The organism is Corynebacterium amycolatum, from assembly GCF_016889425.1.
In the GTDB taxonomy this organism is placed as follows: Bacteria; Actinomycetota; Actinomycetes; order Mycobacteriales; family Mycobacteriaceae; genus Corynebacterium; species Corynebacterium amycolatum.
This window is the reverse complement of sequence record NZ_CP069513.1, coordinates 1014106-1032617: the sequence shown is the minus strand read 5'-3', so window position 1 is coordinate 1032617 and position 18512 is coordinate 1014106. Positions and strand designations below refer to the sequence as shown.

General features: G+C 58.5%; 20 protein-coding genes. 11 read left to right on the top strand and 9 right to left on the bottom strand.

The genetic code is table 11. The annotated features are described in order from the left end of the window. Window positions 1-378: a hypothetical protein gene (locus I6J19_RS04520; protein ID WP_038626573.1), complete on the top strand. Its 378-nt coding sequence runs from the start codon at window positions 1-3 to the stop codon at window positions 376-378. Window positions 379-392: 14 nt separating this feature from the next. Continuing rightward, window positions 393-869, top strand: a complete 477-nt coding sequence (locus tag I6J19_RS04515) for an META domain-containing protein (protein ID WP_038626574.1) — start codon at window positions 393-395, stop codon at window positions 867-869. Here the strand turns inward: I6J19_RS04515 and I6J19_RS04510 are convergent. Both I6J19_RS04510 and I6J19_RS04505 read right to left on the bottom strand, forming a co-directional pair. Beyond that, window positions 851-1474, bottom strand: coding sequence for a flavin reductase family protein (locus I6J19_RS04510; RefSeq protein WP_038626576.1), 624 nt, complete (start codon window positions 1472-1474; stop codon window positions 851-853). The two genes, I6J19_RS04515 and I6J19_RS04510, sit on opposite strands and share 19 nt — an antisense overlap. A 101-nt stretch (window positions 1475-1575) precedes the next feature. Beyond that, window positions 1576-2682 (bottom strand): LacI family DNA-binding transcriptional regulator, encoded by a 1107-nt coding sequence (locus I6J19_RS04505; protein WP_038626578.1) that lies wholly within the window; start codon window positions 2680-2682, stop codon window positions 1576-1578. Window positions 2683-2999: 317 nt separating this feature from the next. On the opposite strand from I6J19_RS04505, the gene I6J19_RS04500 reads away from it, so the two are divergent. The 3 genes from I6J19_RS04500 to I6J19_RS04490 are packed head-to-tail and all read left to right on the top strand — an operon-like array spanning window position 3000 to window position 5571. Then, window positions 3000-4016, top strand: coding sequence for a metal ABC transporter solute-binding protein, Zn/Mn family (locus I6J19_RS04500; protein WP_038626580.1), 1017 nt, complete (start codon window positions 3000-3002; stop codon window positions 4014-4016). A gap of 2 nt (window positions 4017-4018) precedes the next feature. Continuing rightward, window positions 4019-4699, top strand: a complete 681-nt coding sequence (locus tag I6J19_RS04495) for a metal ABC transporter ATP-binding protein (protein ID WP_049180933.1) — start codon at window positions 4019-4021, stop codon at window positions 4697-4699. After that, window positions 4699-5571: a metal ABC transporter permease gene (locus I6J19_RS04490; protein WP_038626582.1), complete on the top strand. Its 873-nt coding sequence runs from the start codon at window positions 4699-4701 to the stop codon at window positions 5569-5571. The genes I6J19_RS04495 and I6J19_RS04490 overlap by 1 nt, the downstream gene beginning before the upstream one ends. A 556-nt stretch (window positions 5572-6127) precedes the next feature. Here I6J19_RS04490 and rlmB read toward each other — a convergent pair. From rlmB to I6J19_RS04475, 3 genes are all read right to left on the bottom strand, one after another. Next, complete coding sequence (gene rlmB / locus I6J19_RS04485; RefSeq protein ID WP_038626584.1) at window positions 6128-7072, bottom strand: 23S rRNA (guanosine(2251)-2'-O)-methyltransferase RlmB; 945 nt, start codon at window positions 7070-7072, stop codon at window positions 6128-6130. A 57-nt stretch (window positions 7073-7129) separates the two neighbouring features. Further along, window positions 7130-8533: a cysteine--tRNA ligase gene (gene cysS, locus I6J19_RS04480; RefSeq protein ID WP_038629169.1), complete on the bottom strand. Its 1404-nt coding sequence runs from the start codon at window positions 8531-8533 to the stop codon at window positions 7130-7132. Between the two features lie 139 nt (window positions 8534-8672). Then, a complete protein-coding gene (locus I6J19_RS04475; protein ID WP_038626586.1) occupies window positions 8673-9248 on the bottom strand; it encodes a CarD family transcriptional regulator in 576 nt (191 codons plus the stop codon). Between the two features lie 154 nt (window positions 9249-9402). On the opposite strand from I6J19_RS04475, the gene I6J19_RS04470 reads away from it, so the two are divergent. Both I6J19_RS04470 and radA read left to right on the top strand, forming a co-directional pair. Beyond that, window positions 9403-10089: a hypothetical protein gene (locus I6J19_RS04470; RefSeq protein WP_038626588.1), complete on the top strand. Its 687-nt coding sequence runs from the start codon at window positions 9403-9405 to the stop codon at window positions 10087-10089. Between the two features lie 289 nt (window positions 10090-10378). After that, window positions 10379-11938 carry a DNA repair protein RadA gene (gene radA, locus I6J19_RS04465; protein ID WP_049180934.1) on the top strand — a complete coding sequence of 520 codons (1560 nt, stop codon included), beginning with the start codon at window positions 10379-10381 and terminating at the stop codon, window positions 11936-11938. On the opposite strand, the gene I6J19_RS04460 is transcribed toward radA, so the two are convergent. Both I6J19_RS04460 and I6J19_RS04455 read right to left on the bottom strand, forming a co-directional pair. Further along, window positions 11935-12645 carry a hypothetical protein gene (locus I6J19_RS04460; RefSeq protein ID WP_038626593.1) on the bottom strand — a complete coding sequence of 237 codons (711 nt, stop codon included), beginning with the start codon at window positions 12643-12645 and terminating at the stop codon, window positions 11935-11937. The two genes, radA and I6J19_RS04460, sit on opposite strands and share 4 nt — an antisense overlap. A gap of 4 nt (window positions 12646-12649) precedes the next feature. After that, window positions 12650-13282, bottom strand: a complete 633-nt coding sequence (locus I6J19_RS04455; protein WP_038626595.1) for a carbonic anhydrase — start codon at window positions 13280-13282, stop codon at window positions 12650-12652. 29 nt (window positions 13283-13311) lie between these two features. Between I6J19_RS04455 and I6J19_RS04450 the strand changes: the two genes are divergently transcribed. After that, window positions 13312-14244, top strand: coding sequence for an HhH-GPD family protein (locus tag I6J19_RS04450; RefSeq protein WP_052155543.1), 933 nt, complete (start codon window positions 13312-13314; stop codon window positions 14242-14244). A 62-nt stretch (window positions 14245-14306) separates the two neighbouring features. Then, window positions 14307-15569 (top strand): lipase family protein, encoded by a 1263-nt coding sequence (locus tag I6J19_RS04445; RefSeq protein WP_224786627.1) that lies wholly within the window; start codon window positions 14307-14309, stop codon window positions 15567-15569. Window positions 15570-15608: 39 nt separating this feature from the next. Here I6J19_RS04445 and I6J19_RS04440 read toward each other — a convergent pair whose 3' ends face one another. Both I6J19_RS04440 and I6J19_RS04435 read right to left on the bottom strand, forming a co-directional pair. Beyond that, window positions 15609-15785, bottom strand: coding sequence for a hypothetical protein (locus I6J19_RS04440; protein ID WP_005510144.1), 177 nt, complete (start codon window positions 15783-15785; stop codon window positions 15609-15611). Window positions 15786-16119: 334 nt separating this feature from the next. After that, entirely contained in the window at window positions 16120-16953 is an 834-nt protein-coding gene (locus tag I6J19_RS04435) for a DUF1266 domain-containing protein (RefSeq protein ID WP_038626599.1), read from the bottom strand. A 130-nt stretch (window positions 16954-17083) separates the two neighbouring features. On the opposite strand from I6J19_RS04435, the gene I6J19_RS04430 reads away from it, so the two are divergent. Continuing rightward, window positions 17084-17644: a hypothetical protein gene (locus I6J19_RS04430; RefSeq protein WP_038626601.1), complete on the top strand. Its 561-nt coding sequence runs from the start codon at window positions 17084-17086 to the stop codon at window positions 17642-17644. Beyond that, entirely contained in the window at window positions 17644-18489 is an 846-nt protein-coding gene (locus I6J19_RS04425) for a hypothetical protein (RefSeq protein WP_038626603.1), read from the top strand. Before I6J19_RS04430 ends, I6J19_RS04425 begins: the two co-directional genes overlap by 1 nt. Window positions 18490-18512: the final 23 nt, after the last annotated feature.

Here is an 18512-nt window from a genome sequence, read left to right as displayed (position 1 = left end):
GTGCCACCGAAGGTCACAGACACTCGCACTGCTCAGAACGAGGCTCTTCACAAGGTCGAAGAAAAGACCGCTGCTGGCGCACGGCGAATTGTGGCTACCTTCGCCGAGGACTTTTACGATGCCGTCACTCTGATGTGCATGCTCGGAGTGGAGAAGGAAGGCCTGAGCTTCAAGAAGGTTCACGAGGAGTACGAGAAGGAAAACGCTCCGAAGACCGCAAAGCGCACACGCAAGTCCACTAAGAAGACTGCAAAGAAGTCGGCCAAGAAGGCAGCAAAGAAGACCACTCGTAAGACGGCGAAGAAGGCTACAAAGAAGGCCGCCAAGAAGACGACGAAGAAGGCTGCTAAGAAGAGCACCAAGAAGGCAGCTAACTAACGGGGTCACGCAGCATGGGGCGGAGCGGGAAAAAGGCGGTTGCCACAGTAGCTGTCGTTGCGGCGGTGTCCATGACGGCTACCGCATGCCAGGCAAAGCCGGCAGCGGAGATCGTCGGCAAGCAGTGGCAGATAACCGCGATTTTTGATGACCCAAACCTGCCCCACGGTGTGCCGGACGGAACGCAGGCACCGACTATTACGCTGGGGCAGACAACATATACTTTCGCTGATTCCTGTGGCAACGGCTCTGGTTCGCTGCAGTGGAAGGGCGAGGCGGTCGAATTCGGCGCCCCGGAGCAGACTCGCAGTTTGGACTGCTCAGACCAGGCGCAGACCTATTCGGAGCGCTTCCACAAAATTGTTGCGGGCGAATTCACCTACAAGCAGGACAACAACGGTCTGCGCATGCGAGAGATGAAAGACACCAAGCCAGGCGAGGATCGCCGTGGCTGGACTGCGACAACCTCGGGTTACACCGAGGGGCGCTGACGCCACTTTTGATCAACAGGCGCATCGATGCCGGGGTGAGAAACCCGTGCGTAAGAACCGCGGTGGTAAATGAGCGGATTGATTTCTTCACGCTTGCCGATAGCCACAATATCCGCCGTCACAATCCAGTGATCGCCGCCTTCGTAAACATCGACGACGGTGCAATCAATCCACACGGAGCAGCCGTGCAGTAAAGGGTTGCCCAGCTCAGAGCGGGTCCACTTCCCCGTCTTGAACTTTTCTCCATTACTGCGACCGAAGGCTGCCGAGATATCCTCCTGATCCTCAGCCAACACGTTGACGGAGAAACGTCCAGCGTTCCGTATGTGCGGCCACGACCGCGAGGTCTTCATGACAGTAAACAGAACCATCGGTGGAGTGAGGCTGAGAGAGGAAAAAGACTGGCAGGCAAAACCGTACGCCTCGCCTTCATCCTCGGTGGCGATAATGGTCACGCCAGTGGTGAACTCACTCATCGCGCCACGGATAGACATTTCATCCAATTCGACGGGGCCACCAAGTTCGACATGGTCGTCGCGGGTAGCTTCCGGACTATTGAGAGCCGCAGCTGATCGGTCGGTGCTCGAATTTGTTGAATCTGTCATGTAATAGACCTTAATCTGAATCCGAACACAGTAAAGACGAGGTGGGGTTTACCACCCCAGGAACCTCCGATAGCGCCACGATGTTGTTACCCTCGTGCCCGCTACCCGGCTGACGGTACCGACGGCGCTGCAGTTGTCGCTCCAACGACAAACTCAGTCTCTAGCAAGACGCGCGGAGCGCGACCGCTGTCCTCGTGTGCGGCCTCAAGCTCCTCGGCCAGCGCGCGGCCGACGGCAATGCCCTTCTGCCTATTCGGCTGAATCACGGTGGTCAGGTTGTGGAAGAGGGCGCGCTCAATTCCGTCAAAGCCGGTGATGGACAGATCCTCCGGAACACGAATTCCGTTCTCCTTGGCATATTCCAAGACCGCAATTGCCTGAGTATCGGTAGTGCAGACCACCGCCGTGAGATCTGGGTTGTCGGTCAGCAGCTGGCGAGCCGCATCGCGGTTGTTCTCGCGGTCATTGAGGTGACGCTCGATGATGGGCACATCTGCCTGCTGAATACCGGCCTCGGCAAGCGCTTCCAGCGCACCTTCGACACGATTCTTCTGCACCTGGTGATGAGCTTCTGCCAGTCGCTTCTCCGTAACATATCCCGAGTTCGGGGTACGCGACAAGCGCACCGAAAGGATTCCCACCTTCCTATGCCCCAACTCAGTCAGGTGCCGCACCGCGGGCTTGATGGCCTCACGGTCGTCGATGCCCACAAACGGTAGAGCCGCCGCATCTGCAGGCTGGTCGCACACGACCGTCGGCAAGCCGCGAGCGCGCACCGCAGCGAGGAACGGATCGTTGTCCGCGACGGAGTAGACCACGAAGCCGTCGACCACCGCCTGCCGAATCAGATTGAGATCTACGTCCCCGCCCTCCTCGGAGGAAGCTGGGATGACCAACATGGAGTCGCCCATTTCGCCGAGCTCTTCTGCAAGGCCGGCGAGAAAATCCACCGACGCAGGGTCTTCAAAAGCGAATGGGAGGTGCTCGGTGAACAGCACGCCGATGGCGCCAACCCGGCGCATGCGCAGACCCCGAGCCATTGGGTCCGGCCCCGGATAACCAAGCCTCTCCGCCGTTTCCAGGATGTGCTCGCGCAACTTCTCTGAGAGCTGGTCAGGGCGGTTGTAAGCATTGGACACAGTCGTGCGCGAGACCCCAAGTTCTGCTGCGATGGAAGCCAAGGTGCCACGACGACGCCGACTTTGCACGGAATACCGACCCTTCTTGAAAAACCAACAGTGACTGCGCGCTCAGCTATCTTCACTCATCTACCTCAGGTAGAAAACCTCAGTTTTATGGAAAAGAACTGCAACGAGCATTACACGCATCTAATCGCGGACAACTTTACCCAACGAATGTGCGCGACTGTCATTTCTGCCACTCCGGCAGCGATCCGCCTTGTGACTGGGTCTCCGCAGCCCCTACTATATTCTTTGAACTAAAAGACAACTGTTTTCAATAGCGGTTAATACTCAGGAGCTGAATAGAGGAAATAATTCAGCCCGCAACAGGATTGGATACATATATGAAGGCACGCTTTTCCACGCGCATCGCGGCGCTAGTCGCCAGCGCCGGCCTCGTCGCAGGTCTCGGCGCATGCTCCAGCAATGATGACAGCGCTACGTCCGCGGACAAGTCCGAAGACACCATTAAGGTGGTCACCTCCACCAAGGTCTGGGCGGACGTCGCCGACGCAGTCACCGACGACGAGAAGGTCGCCATCGACCCGATTATCGCGTCCAACGACATCGATCCTCACTCCTACGAACCGGCCGCAACCGACATGGCAAAGGTAGAGGACGCCGATATTCTCGTCGCAGGTGGCGGGCATTACGACGCATGGCTGACCTCCTCTCTGCGTGACGCAAAGGATAAGGTCATCATCTCTGCGCTGCCGCAGGAAGAGGGCCACAATCACGATCACGATCACGAGGGCCATGACCATGAACATGACCATGATCACGAGGGCCACGATCACGACCACGAAGGCCATGACCACGACGGCCACGACCACGACCATGGCGACCACGAAGGCCACGAGCACCACCACGATGGCGAGGCCAACGAGCACGTCTGGTACGACACCGATGCGGTTGAAGAAACTGCAGAGCAGCTCGCCGAAGCTCTGACCAAGATGGGCGCCAAGGCCGACACCAAGGCTGTCGACAAGGAAATCAAGGACATCGAAGAGGCCAAGAGCAAGCTCAAGGCCGCTAAGGTTGCTCAGGTTCACCCGCTGGCCGATGACATCCTGAAGGACACGAAGATCAAGGACATCACCCCGAAGGGCTACCGTCAGTCCACGCTGAATGAGTCCGAGCCGTCGGCAAGCGATGTCAATGAAATGCTCAAGCTGATCGAGTCCGGCGAGCTGGACTACCTCATCGACTCGCCACAGACCCACGACCAGGTCTCGCAGCGACTCGTCGAGGCAGCCAAAGCAAAGGGCGTTAAAATCGTCGATGTTTTTGAGTCACCCAGCACTGACCAGTCGTTCTTTGACCTCTACAAGCAAACCCTTTCCGATATGGAGTCCGCATAACTTTGCCCTCACTGACTTTTACTGACGCAGCCGTCGAACCGCTGTGGTCCGGTCTGAATTTGGATATCGAGCCCGGCGAGTTCTTGGCCATCCTGGGTCCGAACGGCGTCGGCAAATCCACGCTGCTGACCACCGCCCTTGGCATGCGACGGCTGACTCACGGTTCAGTAAAAGTCGACGGAAACCTGGGCTACATTCCGCAGCAGCGGATGTTCGAGCCCTCGCTGCCCATTCGGGTTCGCGACCTCGTCGAGCTGGCGGCCGGCAAGAACCGCTCCGCCACCGACCAGATGCTGGAGTTTGTCGGCGCAACGGGTATTGCGGACCGTCGTGTCGGCACGCTCTCTGGCGGTCAGCAGCAGCTTGTCCGTCAGGCACAGGCGCTCGTTTCGGCGCCGGATTTTTTGCTTTGCGACGAGCCTCTGCTCTCCCTCGACCCTGCGGCACAACGAACCACGGTCAAGCGCCTGGACCGGCATCGCCGGGAAAATGACACGGCAGTCGTCTTTGTCACCCACGACATCAACCCCATCCTGGGCGTCTGTGACCGGGTGCTCTACCTGACGCCGCATGGACATGCGGTCGGATCGGTCGAGGAAATTATCACCTCAGAGACGCTCTCGGAGCTCTACCAAACCAAAATTGTGGTTGCCCGTGTCGAGGGAAAGTTGGTTATCGCCTAATGACCCTACTGGCTCAGTATTTCTCCGACACCGCCGCCCTACTCCAGGTCGGATTCGTCCACAATGCCCTCATTGCAGCAGCACTGCTTGGGCTAATTTCCGGCATCATCTCGCCCCTGATTGTCATGCGGCAGATGAGCTTCACGGTCCACGGCACCAGTGAGCTGGCACTCATGGGCGCATCCGCGGCTCTATTACTGGGTGTCAGTGTCAGCAGCGGCGCCATTATCGGCTCGGTGCTCATCGCAATAGTCCTGGCAGCACTGTCGCTTCGAGGGCGCCAAGATGCGGTTGTGGGCGTGGTTTTGAGCTTCGGCATGGGCTTATCGGTGCTGTTTATCCACCTCTACCCTGGCCGGACAAGTACCGCGTTTTCACTTCTCACCGGCCAGATCATTGGTCTGACTGACACTTCTCTATGGACGATGGCCATCGTCGCGGTCATCGTCGTCGGCGGCGTTGCCTGGAAATGGCGGCCGCTGCTATTCGCCTCCGCTGACCCCATCATGGCCGCCGCCTGTGGTGTCAACGTCAAGGCGCTATCGATCTACTTCGCGATTCTCACCGGTCTCGTCGCCGCCCAGGGCGTGCAAATTGTCGGCTCCCTGCTCGTCATCGCCCTGATTATCACCCCGGGTGCCGCGGCCGCATTCGTCACTGCCTCGCCGGTGAAGGCCATCATCCTGTCGACCATCTTCGCCGAGGTCGCGGCTGTCGGCGGCATCGTCCTCTCGCTCGCACCGGGCATCCCGGTCAGCGTTCTAGTGACAACAATCGCGTTCGTCATCTACCTGACCTGCTACGCCATCGGAACGGTGCAGTCGCGTAAGGCAACGCGTGACGACGTTCAGGCTGCCAAGTGGAGCAAATAGACACATACGCTTTTCGGAGTGGCTTTTAAAACAACAAAAACATCGGGCAGCTCCTCGAGTGACGATTGCGGAGAAGGTGCGTCCACCTCCCCTCTCGCCACCGAGGGGCTGCCCGTATTTTTACTGGATTCTCTAAAAGCAGACTCCAATACCCCCGCTCTTTTTAAGACTGCGAGGCTGCCGAAATGGGGTGACCCGGCAGACAGAAAAACTAACGCTGAGGATGTCGTGGTCTGACATCTCAGTGACCCAAAAGCTAGCTGTACAAGCCACCGCTAGGTCCGTGAGCATCCCTAAATTACGGCCAATTACGCCCCCATTTCTAGGAGCATGATTTGCCCGCCCTCCCCTTCAGGAAACTACGGATAATTTTCTGTTGGAAGTGATAATAACGCCGTCATTTCTGCAGCGCACGCCGGAAATAGAATTATCTTTAAAGCGCTGAACTACTGGGGGTAGCCATAAGTACCGGCCGCCATTTAGAACGCAAAATACCCCACGTAAACGCCATTACTATGACGAATTGGTAATGGTGCCTACGGGGGTATCAAATGCGCTACTGGCTACTCTTTGCCCGGCGCTGGCGGGCAAACTCACTCAGAGTCACGCCGGCAGCAACGGAAGCGTTGAGCGACTCAACCCAACCGGTCATCGGAATGGACATGATGGTGTCACAGGTATCGCGCACCAGGCGCGAAAGTCCCTTGCCCTCGGAGCCGACGACCACAACCACCGGGGTGGTGCCGTCGTAAGTGTCCAGAGTGTGATCGCCACCGGCATCCAGTCCAACGACCTGGTAACCAGCCTTCTGGAACTGCTTGAGCGAGCGCACCATGTTGGTCGCCCGCGCAACCGGCAGACGCGCAGCAGTACCAGCAGAGGTACGCCAGGCGACGCCCGTAATGGCAGCCGAGCGACGCTCCGGAATCACCACACCGTGACCACCAAAGGCCGCCACCGAGCGAATGACCGCACCCAGGTTACGCGGATCAGTGATGTTATCCAGGCAGACGATAAGGCCCGGCTCACCGGTCTTGGCCACAGAATCAATCAGATCTTCGACAGATGCGTACTTGTACGGCGGAATCTGCAGGCCGATACCCTGGTGCATGGTGTTGCCGGTCATGGTGTCCAACTCGTGGCGGGGTACCTCGCGAATCGGGATACCACGGGAGTTAGCAATACGCACTGACTCCTGCAGGCGCTCGTCATTGTCGGTACCCAGCGCCACAATCAGCGCGGCCGCTGGCACCTTTGCATGCAGGCACTCCACGACCGGGTTACGGCCAACTACCAGCTCGGTGCCATCCCCCTTGCGCTCATGACGCCCCGAGTCACGGCGGCGCTTCTCTTTCGCCCGCTTATGAGCTGCGTGATAAACGCGGTCCTCTGCTTTCGGGGTCGGCCCCTTGCCACGCAAGCCACGCTTTTGGCCACCGGAGCCGCCAACGTTCTTCTTGCTTGCCTTGCGCACTGCACCACGACGACCGTTGCCTGCCATAGCTACCTGCTTCCTGTTGTTAATAGTTTTCTTTAGCCTAAAGCCAGCTTTTCAGCCCTAGTCAGCGACAGACCATGCTGGACCATCCGCGGTATCAGTTACCTCGATACCCGCTTCCTTCAGGCGGTCGCGCACAGCATCAGCCGTAGCCCAGTCCTTCTCTGCACGAGCCCGGGTGCGTTCCTCCAACTGGTGCTCAACCAGCACACCGAGCGCATGCATTGCTGCATCAGAACCGGAATCGGAGGTTGCCCACTGCTCATTCAGCGGATCGAATCCAAGGACTGCGGCCATAGCGCGGACAGCACCGGCAATCTCCTTGGCCTTGGTCTCGTCGCCGTCGGCAAGCGCCTGATTGCCTCCACGAACAGCGTTGTGGATTTCTGCGAGCGCGCGCGGGACAGCGAGGTCGTCGTCGAGCGCTGCTTCGAACGCCGGCGTCCACTCACCGATTTCGATATCGCCGAGCTTATCGACGGCACGGTGCATAAACGCCTCGATACGACGGTAGCCCGCTGCCGCTTCCTGCAGAGCCTCCTCGGAGTACTCCAGCACGGAGCGGTAGTGCGCACTGCCGAGGTAGTAACGCAGCTCAACCGGACGAACCATGGTCAAAATGTGCGGCACAGACAAAACGTTGCCGAGCGACTTCGACATCTTTTCACCGGACATGGTGACCCAGTGATTGTGCATCCAGTAGCGGGCAAAGCCGTCGCCAGCTGCGTGCGACTGCGCAATCTCGTTTTCATGATGCGGGAACTGCAGGTCGAGACCGCCACAGTGGATGTCGAACTCCGAACCCAAGTAGTAGGTGGCCATGGCCGAGCACTCCAGGTGCCAGCCCGGACGCCCATTGCCCCACGGCGTCGGCCAGGAGGGCTCGCCCGGCTTGGCGGCCTTCCACAGCGCAAAATCGTGCGCGCCACGCTTGCCCGGAGTATTGGTCTCGCCCTGCTCCATCTCCTCAACGCGGTTGCCGGACAGGCTACCGTAGTCGCTGCCTTCAGCCTTGGACCAGGCGTCCACGTCGAAATAGACGCTGCCATCGACAGCGTAGGCGAAGCCGTTATCCATCAGACGCTGCATGTACTCCACCATCTGAGTGACATGTCCGGTAGCGCGCGGCTCAACGCTCGGCGGAAGAACGCCGAGCTGGTTGTAGGCCCAGGTAAATTCGCGCTCAAAGCGGGAGACCCACTCCCACCAAGGGCGGCCGTGCTCGGCGGCCTTATTCAAGATCTTGTCATCGATATCGGTGACGTTACGCACAAACGCGACGTCATACCCCTTGGCAATCAACCAACGGCGCAAGATATCAAAGGCCACGCCGGAACGAACATGGCCAATGTGCGGCTGAGCCTGCGGGGTCGCACCGCACAGGTAAATGGAGGCATGCCCCTCGCGGAGAGGCTCAAAATCCTTCAGTTGGCGGGTTGCGGTATCGAAGATTTGAAAAGTCACAGCCCCGAGCATAGCGGGGAAATAGATACGGGTGAAAAAGAGAAAACGGCTAGCGCACACGGGCAATGTGTGTGCGCTAGCCGTTAACCGGAAAAGTGCAGAAAATCCCTACTGGAAGGAACCGGGGAAGGGAAACGACTTATGCGTCTGCGTCCAGGTCCACCGGCTTATCGTCGGCTTCATCCTTCTTCTCACCAGCGGCACCTTCCTGTGCCAGTGTGCGGTGACGTTCGATAGTGGCATCGACGCGGGCAAAGACTTCCTCGACCTTGGCCTCATCAACGCCGTCGGCAAGCGCGAGCTCACCGACGAGAACCTGGCGAGCCTTGCTCAACATACGCTTTTCACCGGCGGACAGACCGCGGTCCTGATCGCGGCGCCACAGGTCACGGACTACCTCAGCGACCTTGTTAATATCGCCCGAACCCAGTCGTTCCTGGTTGGCCTTGTAGCGGCGGGACCAGTTGCCGGCCTCTTCCACATCGGTCTCACGCAGAACGGAGAAGACCTTTAGCAGCCCCTCTTCACCGACAACGTCGCGGACGCCAACCAACTCGGCATTCTTGGCGGGAACCTGGATATTCAGATCACTCTGCAGAATTTGCAGTACGAGGTACTGAACGGTCTCACCGTTAAGCTCTCGTTCAATGATGTTTTCGATTTTCGCAGCTCCGTGGTGCGGATAAACTACGGTATCGCCAATGCTGAATTCCATGTAATGCACACGCCCTTTCCAACGGCCTTCCACCCTATCATGTCCCCCCATGATTTTACGGGTAGTATGAGAACATCTTAGGAAGACACTAAGGTGTTCTTTAAATACTGAAAATCCTATCGCCCATCCTCAAGCTACTGGAGGAAATCTAGTCATGGCCTTCAAGTCCGTACTTCGCCGCAGCGCCCTCGTCACCGTCTCCGCAGCATCTGCAGTTGCACTTGCTGCTTGTGGCGCCGGTCAGATTTCGCAGACCGCAAATCAGCACCCGGCTGTCGACGGTGCGATGAACGGCGGCGAAGATGCTGCCGGCAAGGGTGCTGAGAACACCAACTCGGCTCTTGGCTTCGTCAACATCCGCGACGCTCACATCCTGGTTGACCCGGAGGCTGGTACCGCTGGTCTGAAGTTCTCCGCCAGCAACCAGCAGCGCGCTGCCGAGTCAGTCTACACGCTGAAGTCCGTCACCGTTGAAGGTATCGGCGAGGTTGAGCTGAAGAAGGTCGCTGAGACTCCTTCCTTCGCTAAGGCTGCCAAGGGCGAGAACTCCCTACCGCGTGAGTGCCAGATCGTTGCCGGCCCGAAGTCCGTCATCGATCCGCTGGCTAAGACCGCTAAGGACAACACCGGCTGCATCGCGTACTACACCAATGAGCTGGACCCGAGCACCCTGGTTGGCGACAAGAGCAGCGCTGCCGGCCAGAACCGCGAGGCCACCTTCGAGTTCACTGACCCACAGGGCCAGACCAACACCTACGACCTGGACATCACCATCTCCGCTGACATTCTGGAAGCTGGCGCACCGAACCGCGGTGCTGACGGCATGATTGAATCCAAGTAAGCGCAGCACGGCGCGGTTCCTGCGCTGTTCACGCGCAGCGCACTATTAGCGCTGGTACAGCGCAGTCCTGTCCCGCAAATAACGCGAGGAGCTTCATCGAGCGGGCATGGGCGATTGGTCGCTTGATACGGGCCACGGCGGTACAGTCAGTCCTTGACACATGTCATTGACTCTGCCCTGGCCCGTTCTCGCGTATCTGGGGCAATTTTTTAGCGACATTTCCCGCACATCCCGCACCAAACGTTGTCGGGTCTGTCGCCCCCTCGTTTGAAGCAAAGGCGGTTGCACCGTGGCCAAGACCAAAGACGAAGCCTACGAATGCTCGGCATGCGGTTGGCAGGTGTCGAAATGGGTTGGTCAATGTCCCAACTGCAAAGAGTGGGGCACACTGGAGAAGGTCACTATCCGCTCCAGCAGAGGGAAGTCCGGCTCCACCCTTGAGGACAAAATCGCCACCCGGGCAGCCAAGCAACGTCGCCGGAGTGCTGCCACAACGGAGCCCGGCACGCGAGGTGACCGTCGTAAAGCATCTTCCACTTCCGTCGCGGCTGAGAGCCAGCGTTTAGCACAGCGCGCGCTTGACGACGATGCGGAGGAACGTTTCCTCGCCGAGACATCCGCAACAGATCGAATCCCCACTTCTTCTTCTGAGCTGACGGCCATTACCGGGATTTCCGCCAAAGCTGCGCACGCGGTGCGCACGGGCATCGGTGAGCTGGATCGGGTGCTCGGTTCGGGTATTGTGCCGGGTTCGTTGGTGCTCTTGGCCGGCGAGCCGGGGGTTGGTAAGTCGACGTTGCTGCTTGAAGTGGCCTATCGCTGCGCGGACGGCGATTTGGGGCCGACACTTTACGTCACAGGTGAGGAGTCGGTCGGTCAGGTGCGACTGCGTGCCGAGCGCACTGGCGCGCTGTCGGACTCGCTGTACCTGTCGGCGGTGTCGAATATCGAGGACGTCATCGATCTGACGCTAGAGCTCTCCCCCGGTCTGCTCATTGTGGACTCCGTGCAGACGATGCGTGCCGACGTCGAAGGTGCTCGCGGTGGCGTTGCTCAGGCCCGCGCCGTAACCTCTGCCCTGGCGGCGTTGGCAAAGGAGACCGGGACTGCGATTTTCTTGGTAGGGCACGTGACCAAGGACGGCAATGTGGCCGGCCCGCGCACGATGGAACACCTCGTTGATGTGGTACTCAACTTCGAAGGCGATAGACACTCGGGGCTACGCTTCTTGCGGGGTCTGAAAAACCGCTTCGGCAGCACCGATGAGGTGGGCTGCTTCGAGCAGACCGCGGGCGGTATTGCGGAAGTTGAGGATCCCTCGGGGCTGTTTTTGCATCACCGAACACCGACCTCGGGAACTGCAATTACCGTGGCCATGGATGGCCGCAGACCGCTGCTGGCGGAGGTGCAGGGCCTGGTAATCAACACCGAGGCACATAATCCACGACGCAATGTCTCTGGTCTCGACCCGAGGCGCGTGCCGATGGTCGCGGCCGTGCTGACTGAACACGGTAACTTCAAGCAGTTGGCCCGCATGGAGATGTACGTGTCCACCGTCGGCGGAATGACGCTGTCGGAGCCTGCCGCGGACCTGGCGATTGCGCTGGCACTGGCCTCATCCATGACTAAGCGGACCTTCCAGGACAAAACCATTGCACTCGGCGAACTGGGGTTGGCCGGCGAAGTGCGGCGAGTGACCGATTTGGAGTGGCGCCTTAAGGAAGCTCATCGAATGGGCTTCGACACGGCAATTGTGCCCAGAGGCGCAAAAGGCCCGGCAGGGATGCAGCTGCTGGAAGCAGCCACCGTTGCCGAGGCCATTGAGCTTGGGTTAGGAGCTAAGCGCTAGCGCATGTTGAACGTGTAGGCGTCAGAGTTGTTGTCACCAATCACGCCGTAGAAGATGTACGACCCGGAGGGAACTGGGACCCGGTCTTCTTCGGAGCACTTGTTCGGCGCCGAGGTCAGACGCGACCAGGTGGCGGCATAGTTGACTTCCTCGCCCGGTGCCAATACCAGTTCACCGTGGCCTTCGGAGTCATTGCAATCCACATCCGACCAGACTCGCTCATACGTTGCCAGGTCGTACACCTCGAAGCGCAACTGCTGCTCATCAAGGTTCACGCGGCATTCACCGCCGGTGGGATTGTGGACGGTAATCGCCAGAGTCGGCTGCTCATCGCCGTAGTTCGGCTGATCCGAGGTGGCCGTCACCTGCAGATCTGCAAGGGTACAGTCCTTTTTGCTCGCAAGCGCCGCCTGAGCGTCATCCTTCGCGGAGTCTTCGCCTTCCTTGTCGCCCTTCTTGGCGTCCTTGTCAGACTTGTCGTTCTCCGAGTCCTTGTCAGACTTAGGCGCGTAAGGTTCCTTGGGCTGTTCCGGAGGAGTCACCTCTTTCCCGTCATCCCTGGTGACATTCACCGGTTCAGAATCCTCGCTGTCCCGGTTTACCAGTGCGGAAATACCCCAGCCCAGGAGAACGAGGATGATAACGAGCAACACCGCCGCGGCGATACGCCGACGCCGGTAGATTTCTGGAGGCAGCTTATTGGTCACACATTTAGGTTAGCGGGTTCTCGCTGACTCCATGGGTAACGACGGTCTCAGCGCGTCCGTCCTCCAAGCGGTACCGCATACCGACAACGCCTACCTCGCCGGTCTCCAGTCGCGACGAAATCTCCGGAGAGCGATCAATAATGTGATTAACAATCTCGCGCACGTGGCGACGCTCAAATTCGTCGATTTCAGTCTCGCCATCCTTGCGAGCCGCCAGCAGCGACGGGGTGACCTTTTCAATCAGCACACGCTGGAAACCACCCGGCAGTTCGCCACCATCCAGTGCATTCTTCGCCGCAGCCACAGCGCCGCAGGACTCGTGACCGAGAACAATCACCAGCGGAACTCCAAGACCATCAACTGCGAATTCCAGCGAAGCCAGCACCGACAGGTCAGTAATCTCACCGGCAGTACGGATTACAAATACATCGCCCAAGCCCTGATCGAAAATAATCTCCACCGGAGCGCGGGAATCCGAGCAAGCCAGCACAACGGCCTTCGGCTTCTGCCCCTGCGTCAGCTGCTTACGACGAACCAAGTCCTGGCGAGGATGCGCAGTCTTGCTCTCGCAGAAGCGGAGGTTTCCGCGCACCATCGATTGCCATACACTCTCAGGAGTCCTCTCAGAATTGCTCATAGCTATATTGTGCAACGACTCTGCTGTTTATGGGAAAGCGAGAATGTAGATTGACCTCTGCAATTAACCAATCCGACGACTTCGACGAACACGTCGATGCCGCCTTACGTGATTGGTATCGCACCAACATGCGGCCACTTCCCTGGCGCGAAGAAGGCACTTCACCATGGGCTGTGCTCGTCAGCGAAGTGATGAGTCAACAGACTCCCGTCGCCCGCGTCATCCCCTCCTGGCGCGCCTGGCTGGAAAAATGGCCCACCCCAGCCGATTTGGCAGTCGCGCCCAAGGATGAAGTCCTACGTATGTGGGGAAAACTCGGCTACCCCCGACGTGCACTCCGGCTGCGTGAATGCGCAGAAAAGATCGTCGAAAAGCACGACGGCGAAGTACCAAGCGACGTGAACACACTGTTAGCCCTTCCGGGGGTAGGAGACTACACCGCTCGGGCAGTAGCGGCGTTTGCCTTTGGCGTGCGTACGCCGGTGGTGGACATCAACGTGCGCCGCGTACTCCGGCGACACCGTCAGGGCACGTACCTACCCGGCATCGCCAAACGCGCCGACATGACGCTCGTCGAAGAGTTCCTACCACTCGACCCCACGACTGCGGCCGAGACTTCCGTCGCACTCATGGAACTCGGCGCTACCGTCTGTCGAACGACACCCGAGTGCGAGGTCTGCCCCATCGCCACCAGTTGCGCATGGATTGCCGCCGGTCGCCCCGAACCCGAAGACCACGAAATCGCCGCTGCTAAACGGCGTGTGCAGAAGTTCGAAGGCACCGACCGTCAAGTCCGGGGCTTGCTTCTCGACGTGCTCCGCGCCGCCGACTCCCCCGTCGAACAGGCCACTCTGGATGCGGTCTGGGATGATGCGCATCAGCGTTCCCGCGCACTGTTTTCCCTGCTTGACGACGGACTTGCGGAGCAAACCTCCGATGGCCGCTTCCAGTTGCCCCGTTAAAGCCGAGGCAATGCTCCGGTAAAGACCAGATTCGAACAAGTGCGTTGCCTAGAATTAGACACATGAATGCCACGCCCCATCGACCTCAGCGCCAGCGCTGTCTCTTTGGGGCTAGTAAGCGCAGAATTGCGCTGAGCACAGTGCTTGGAGTTGCTCTTCTGGGCTCTAGCGTGGGAACGCTCGGTGGTTGCTCGGCGGTGGATGGTCTAGGAGCGACTGGCTTCGGTTCTTCGGATTCTGACTCTTCTACGGTGAAGCGATTGCCTCCGGGGCAGGTAATTACGAAGACGCCATTTCCGGTCAATACGCCCGCACGCGCACAGCGGGTCGTGTTTTCCTCCACAGGTGCACGCGACCACCGCCAGACAGCCGTGTCCGGCACGATTTTGCAGCCCTACGCCCGATGGTCAGAGAAATCCCCGCGCCCACTGGCAGTAATTGCACCTGGAACTCTCGGCATGGCTGATAACTGTGCCAGTTCGGTCGCCCTGCGTTACGAAGCGCCTCCGACGCCTCCGGCACCTCAGCTGCTGGCACAGGGATGGAATGTTGCCATTGTGGACTACCAGGGGCTCGGCACGCCTGGGGTACATCCGTATCTCAACCGTGAGATTGCCGGGAATAACACGCTCGATATGGCGCGAGCGGCTATTGAGACTTTACAACTACCTGCAGATACTCCCATTGCGCTGTTCGGCTACTCACAGGGCGGAGGCGCCACCGCTGCAGCCGCCGAGCTAGCCGATGCGTACGCCTCGGAGCTGAACATCCGCGCTGTTTACGCCGGGGCTATTCCGGCCGATCTCACCGACACTGCACTGCATATTCGCGGCTCGGCGCTGGCGGGGCTCGTCGGTTACTTCATGAACGGCTTGATTGCAGAGTACCCAGAGACAAAAGAACCGATCGAGCGCATGCTGAGCCCGCTGGGGCAGGATTTCCTGAAGCTCACGGCCGATGAATGCATTGGCGCCACTGTCGAACGTTGGCCCCGCAATGACACCAAGGCATTCACGGCCAACGACTTAGGAATAGCGGAAAATCTGCGCTCGCCGGAGCTCTCCCCCGTCGTTCGGCGCCACGTGGAAGAACAAGCTCTGGGGACAAAGACTCCCAGTATGCCCGTATTCGTTACCCATAACGCATTGGATGATGTGCTACCCGTGACGTCGGCACGCGAACTTGTGCAGAAATGGCAAAAGGCCGGCTCCGACATCACCTACGTGGAGGTCGATACTGACCTCGGTGATGGGACGCACGGCCTTGCCTACGTGCTCACCCACGAAGAGATGCTTGCGTGGGTGAATCAGAAAATGGGGTACTAGCGGCGACAACCGCCGCTTTCCTCCATCTAGCAAGTACAGCTACTTTTTCTTCCAGCGACCACGGAAGGTCAAGCCCTTGCCCAGTCGGACGGTGTAACCGCCACGGCTGTTAATGGTCACCGGACCGATACGCTTCGAACCAGAGACTCCCGAACCCGAGTAGTTCAGCCACGTGTCCTTGTCCAGGTTCTGCTTCTTGCGAAATTGGATCCCCATTTAGTTCTCTCCCTCGGAGTTATCAGATTCGGTCTCTGCCTCGGCAGTGGCCTGATCGACAGTAGCTTTGATGTCGCCAGATCCAAACGCTCAGGATACCGTCAGCACTGCCGAGAACGCCCGTCATCTTCCTCAGAATCGGCCAAGGCACCGCCCATCGGCATCAACGTTACCGACCTTGCCCCATATTGGTGAAGGTAACTTCGCCTTGCAGATGCCCCTTGAACTCGCCGTTCCTGCGCCATAGATGCCTCAATCCGTTATTTGTGACCGATTCTAATGAGCTCATGAAACCGGCCGCTGCCACGGCATCCCGAACAATGACGACAGCTAGTTAGTGCAGACCGTCTAAGGATGAGAATGGTTCCTCGGCCACGATGTCATGCAAGGGCACGCGAACCCAAGGTGAATCACTGTGTGCGAGCAACTCGGTGAGCCGTTGCGATTGGTCTTTCATCGCAGCGGCAACGTCGGGCTCACCATCACTCGCCCAGATCATTCGTCCCCACCAGAAGCTTGCGGCTACGTCAGCCCACGACACGAAGTAGCGCTGCAACGCCGCCACGGCCTTATCGGAAATCTGAAGGAACTCTTCTGGAGAGATCCATCCCAGCTCCGTTGCCGCACCACCAACGCTGTGAATTCGGATTATGTCCCATGCGCGAGTAGTGGCGGGCAATGCCGGGGCTGCTGCTTTGGCAAAGTTTTCGGAGCGCAACATCCGTACGAGGTAGCGGAACTTATGTTCTGCACCACGCGGATCCACGCCTTGGACAACAAAGAAGTCTTTCAGAAACTCGATCCGCTCCTCCATCTCTGCCTCGAGCTCGTTCTCAGAGATGTCCTTCACTGCATATGCGAGCGGTAAAAGCAGGTCATTTTCCACATGCTGGTTGCCCTCAAGCAGGGCATCAATAACCTGATGCGCTTCCTGGGCACCGGTGACCCCCCAGTTTTGCTCGAGAGATGCTTTGTAGTACTTGACCGCCCTTGCGTTGATGTTCTCAACCCCTAGCGGGGTCGCAAACGCCTTATTGTGCTTGTACGTCATTCCCCACGAGTGGCGGCGCACTTCATCTTTGCTCGGCGCCGGTTCCGGCCACGGGAACTTGGCAAACCTGTAAAGCGAAGAATCATCAAACTTTGCTGGGGTGAATGTAGGGCTCATATCCTCACAAAGTACCGAGGTTTCGGGGTTGAGTCAGTGTTACTTCACGCACCACCCCACACCTGGGGTGAGTTATGTCATAGTACTGAACGTCAGGCGCGGTTTTTATTGTGTTGCTAGTCTCGTGTGCATGACAGGATCCCAGATTGCATTGACCGACCGGCCAGATCTCGGTGCCGCACTTGAACGTGCCGGTAATTCCGGGATTGTGCGCACTGCCGCCGTCGCTGTTGTAGAAGGTCTTGGTGTCGACGAGATTGTGCTCGAGGCCGCCGCTACAAAAACCAGTGGAGTCGATGGCGCAGCGTTCGTCACCAACCGAAGAATTCTCGTGACCGCCAACAAGAAAGATCCGTCTCAATTCGAGTTCCTTGAACTCGACAACCTCGCCAATGTAATCGTTCTGCCTTACAAGGGTGGCTGGGCCGTCGTGGCCCAGCTCTACAACACATATAAAGTGTGGAGCGGTTTCACAGAAAAAGCTGCGAAACGTGTGCAATTTGCTGCCCAGTGGGCCCTGACCGCAGGCCGAGAGGCACGAACGGAGGCCTCGCGTGCAGTGTCGTCGACGGAGCTTTTTGAGCGATGGAAAGAAAACAAGCACCGTCTCAATCGCAATAGTTTGGAAGAGCTTGCAGGGGCGATGCGCTCCCTGTATTCCGACATTGATTCACGGTGGTGGACTGAATAATGATTCGACTTGCATACCCGGGTTCGCCCGACCGCTTTAATGGGGCAGAAGACACATCACACATCGAGCAAAACCTGGCTATTGCGGAAAATGGCTATCGCCATTACATCAAGCATGGCTCATTACTAGAAACTGGAGCATCTCCGGCAAATACGACTGCTACCTCCAGGTCAAACTCCAGCGCGGGCACGACAGGTGCTCAGACCAGCGGCGCATCGAAAGGTCTCAGTGTAAAGAAGCAGCTATTACTCCTCCCCTTAGTGATAGCGGGCATCGTGGTGCTAGCGATTGCCTACGTTGCAGCTAAAGACGCGCTCTTTAGTGACAAGTCAGACGAGTCCGCTGCTCCCGCACAGTCCGCCGCTGAAGCACCTGCCAATCCCGGCGCTTCCAACGGTGGAGCTACCGGTGCCACTGGTGGGGATACCGCTGGCGGCCTCACCCCTGCCGACCACGCACCCGAACCGATTGCTAGTTTCGTGCGGGCCTGCACAGACTATGAAGTGGTGTTTAGCTACTATGGTGCGGATAGTGCCCCCGCCCCACAGGCAATGGGTACCAACTGTTCCGTGGATACTACGAAGGCACCCGACGTTGGTTACGTAGTCTTCACCGATGACCCTGCCGCCACCGCCGCCGTTCGTGACGGCAAGCCCGTCTTGGATGCCGTTGAGATTCCGGCAGAATCAACGCGCGGTTCCACATTCAAGGCGCAGCGAGTGGAGTCCCTCATCACAGTTGCGGAAATCCTCCCAGAGGACCAGGGAATCGTTGAGTACATGATCAAAAATGATGACCCTGAAGTAGCAAAGAAAGCATTGGTCGACCTCGGCGTGGCCAAGTAGAACTACAACTCTCCGCGCTTTTA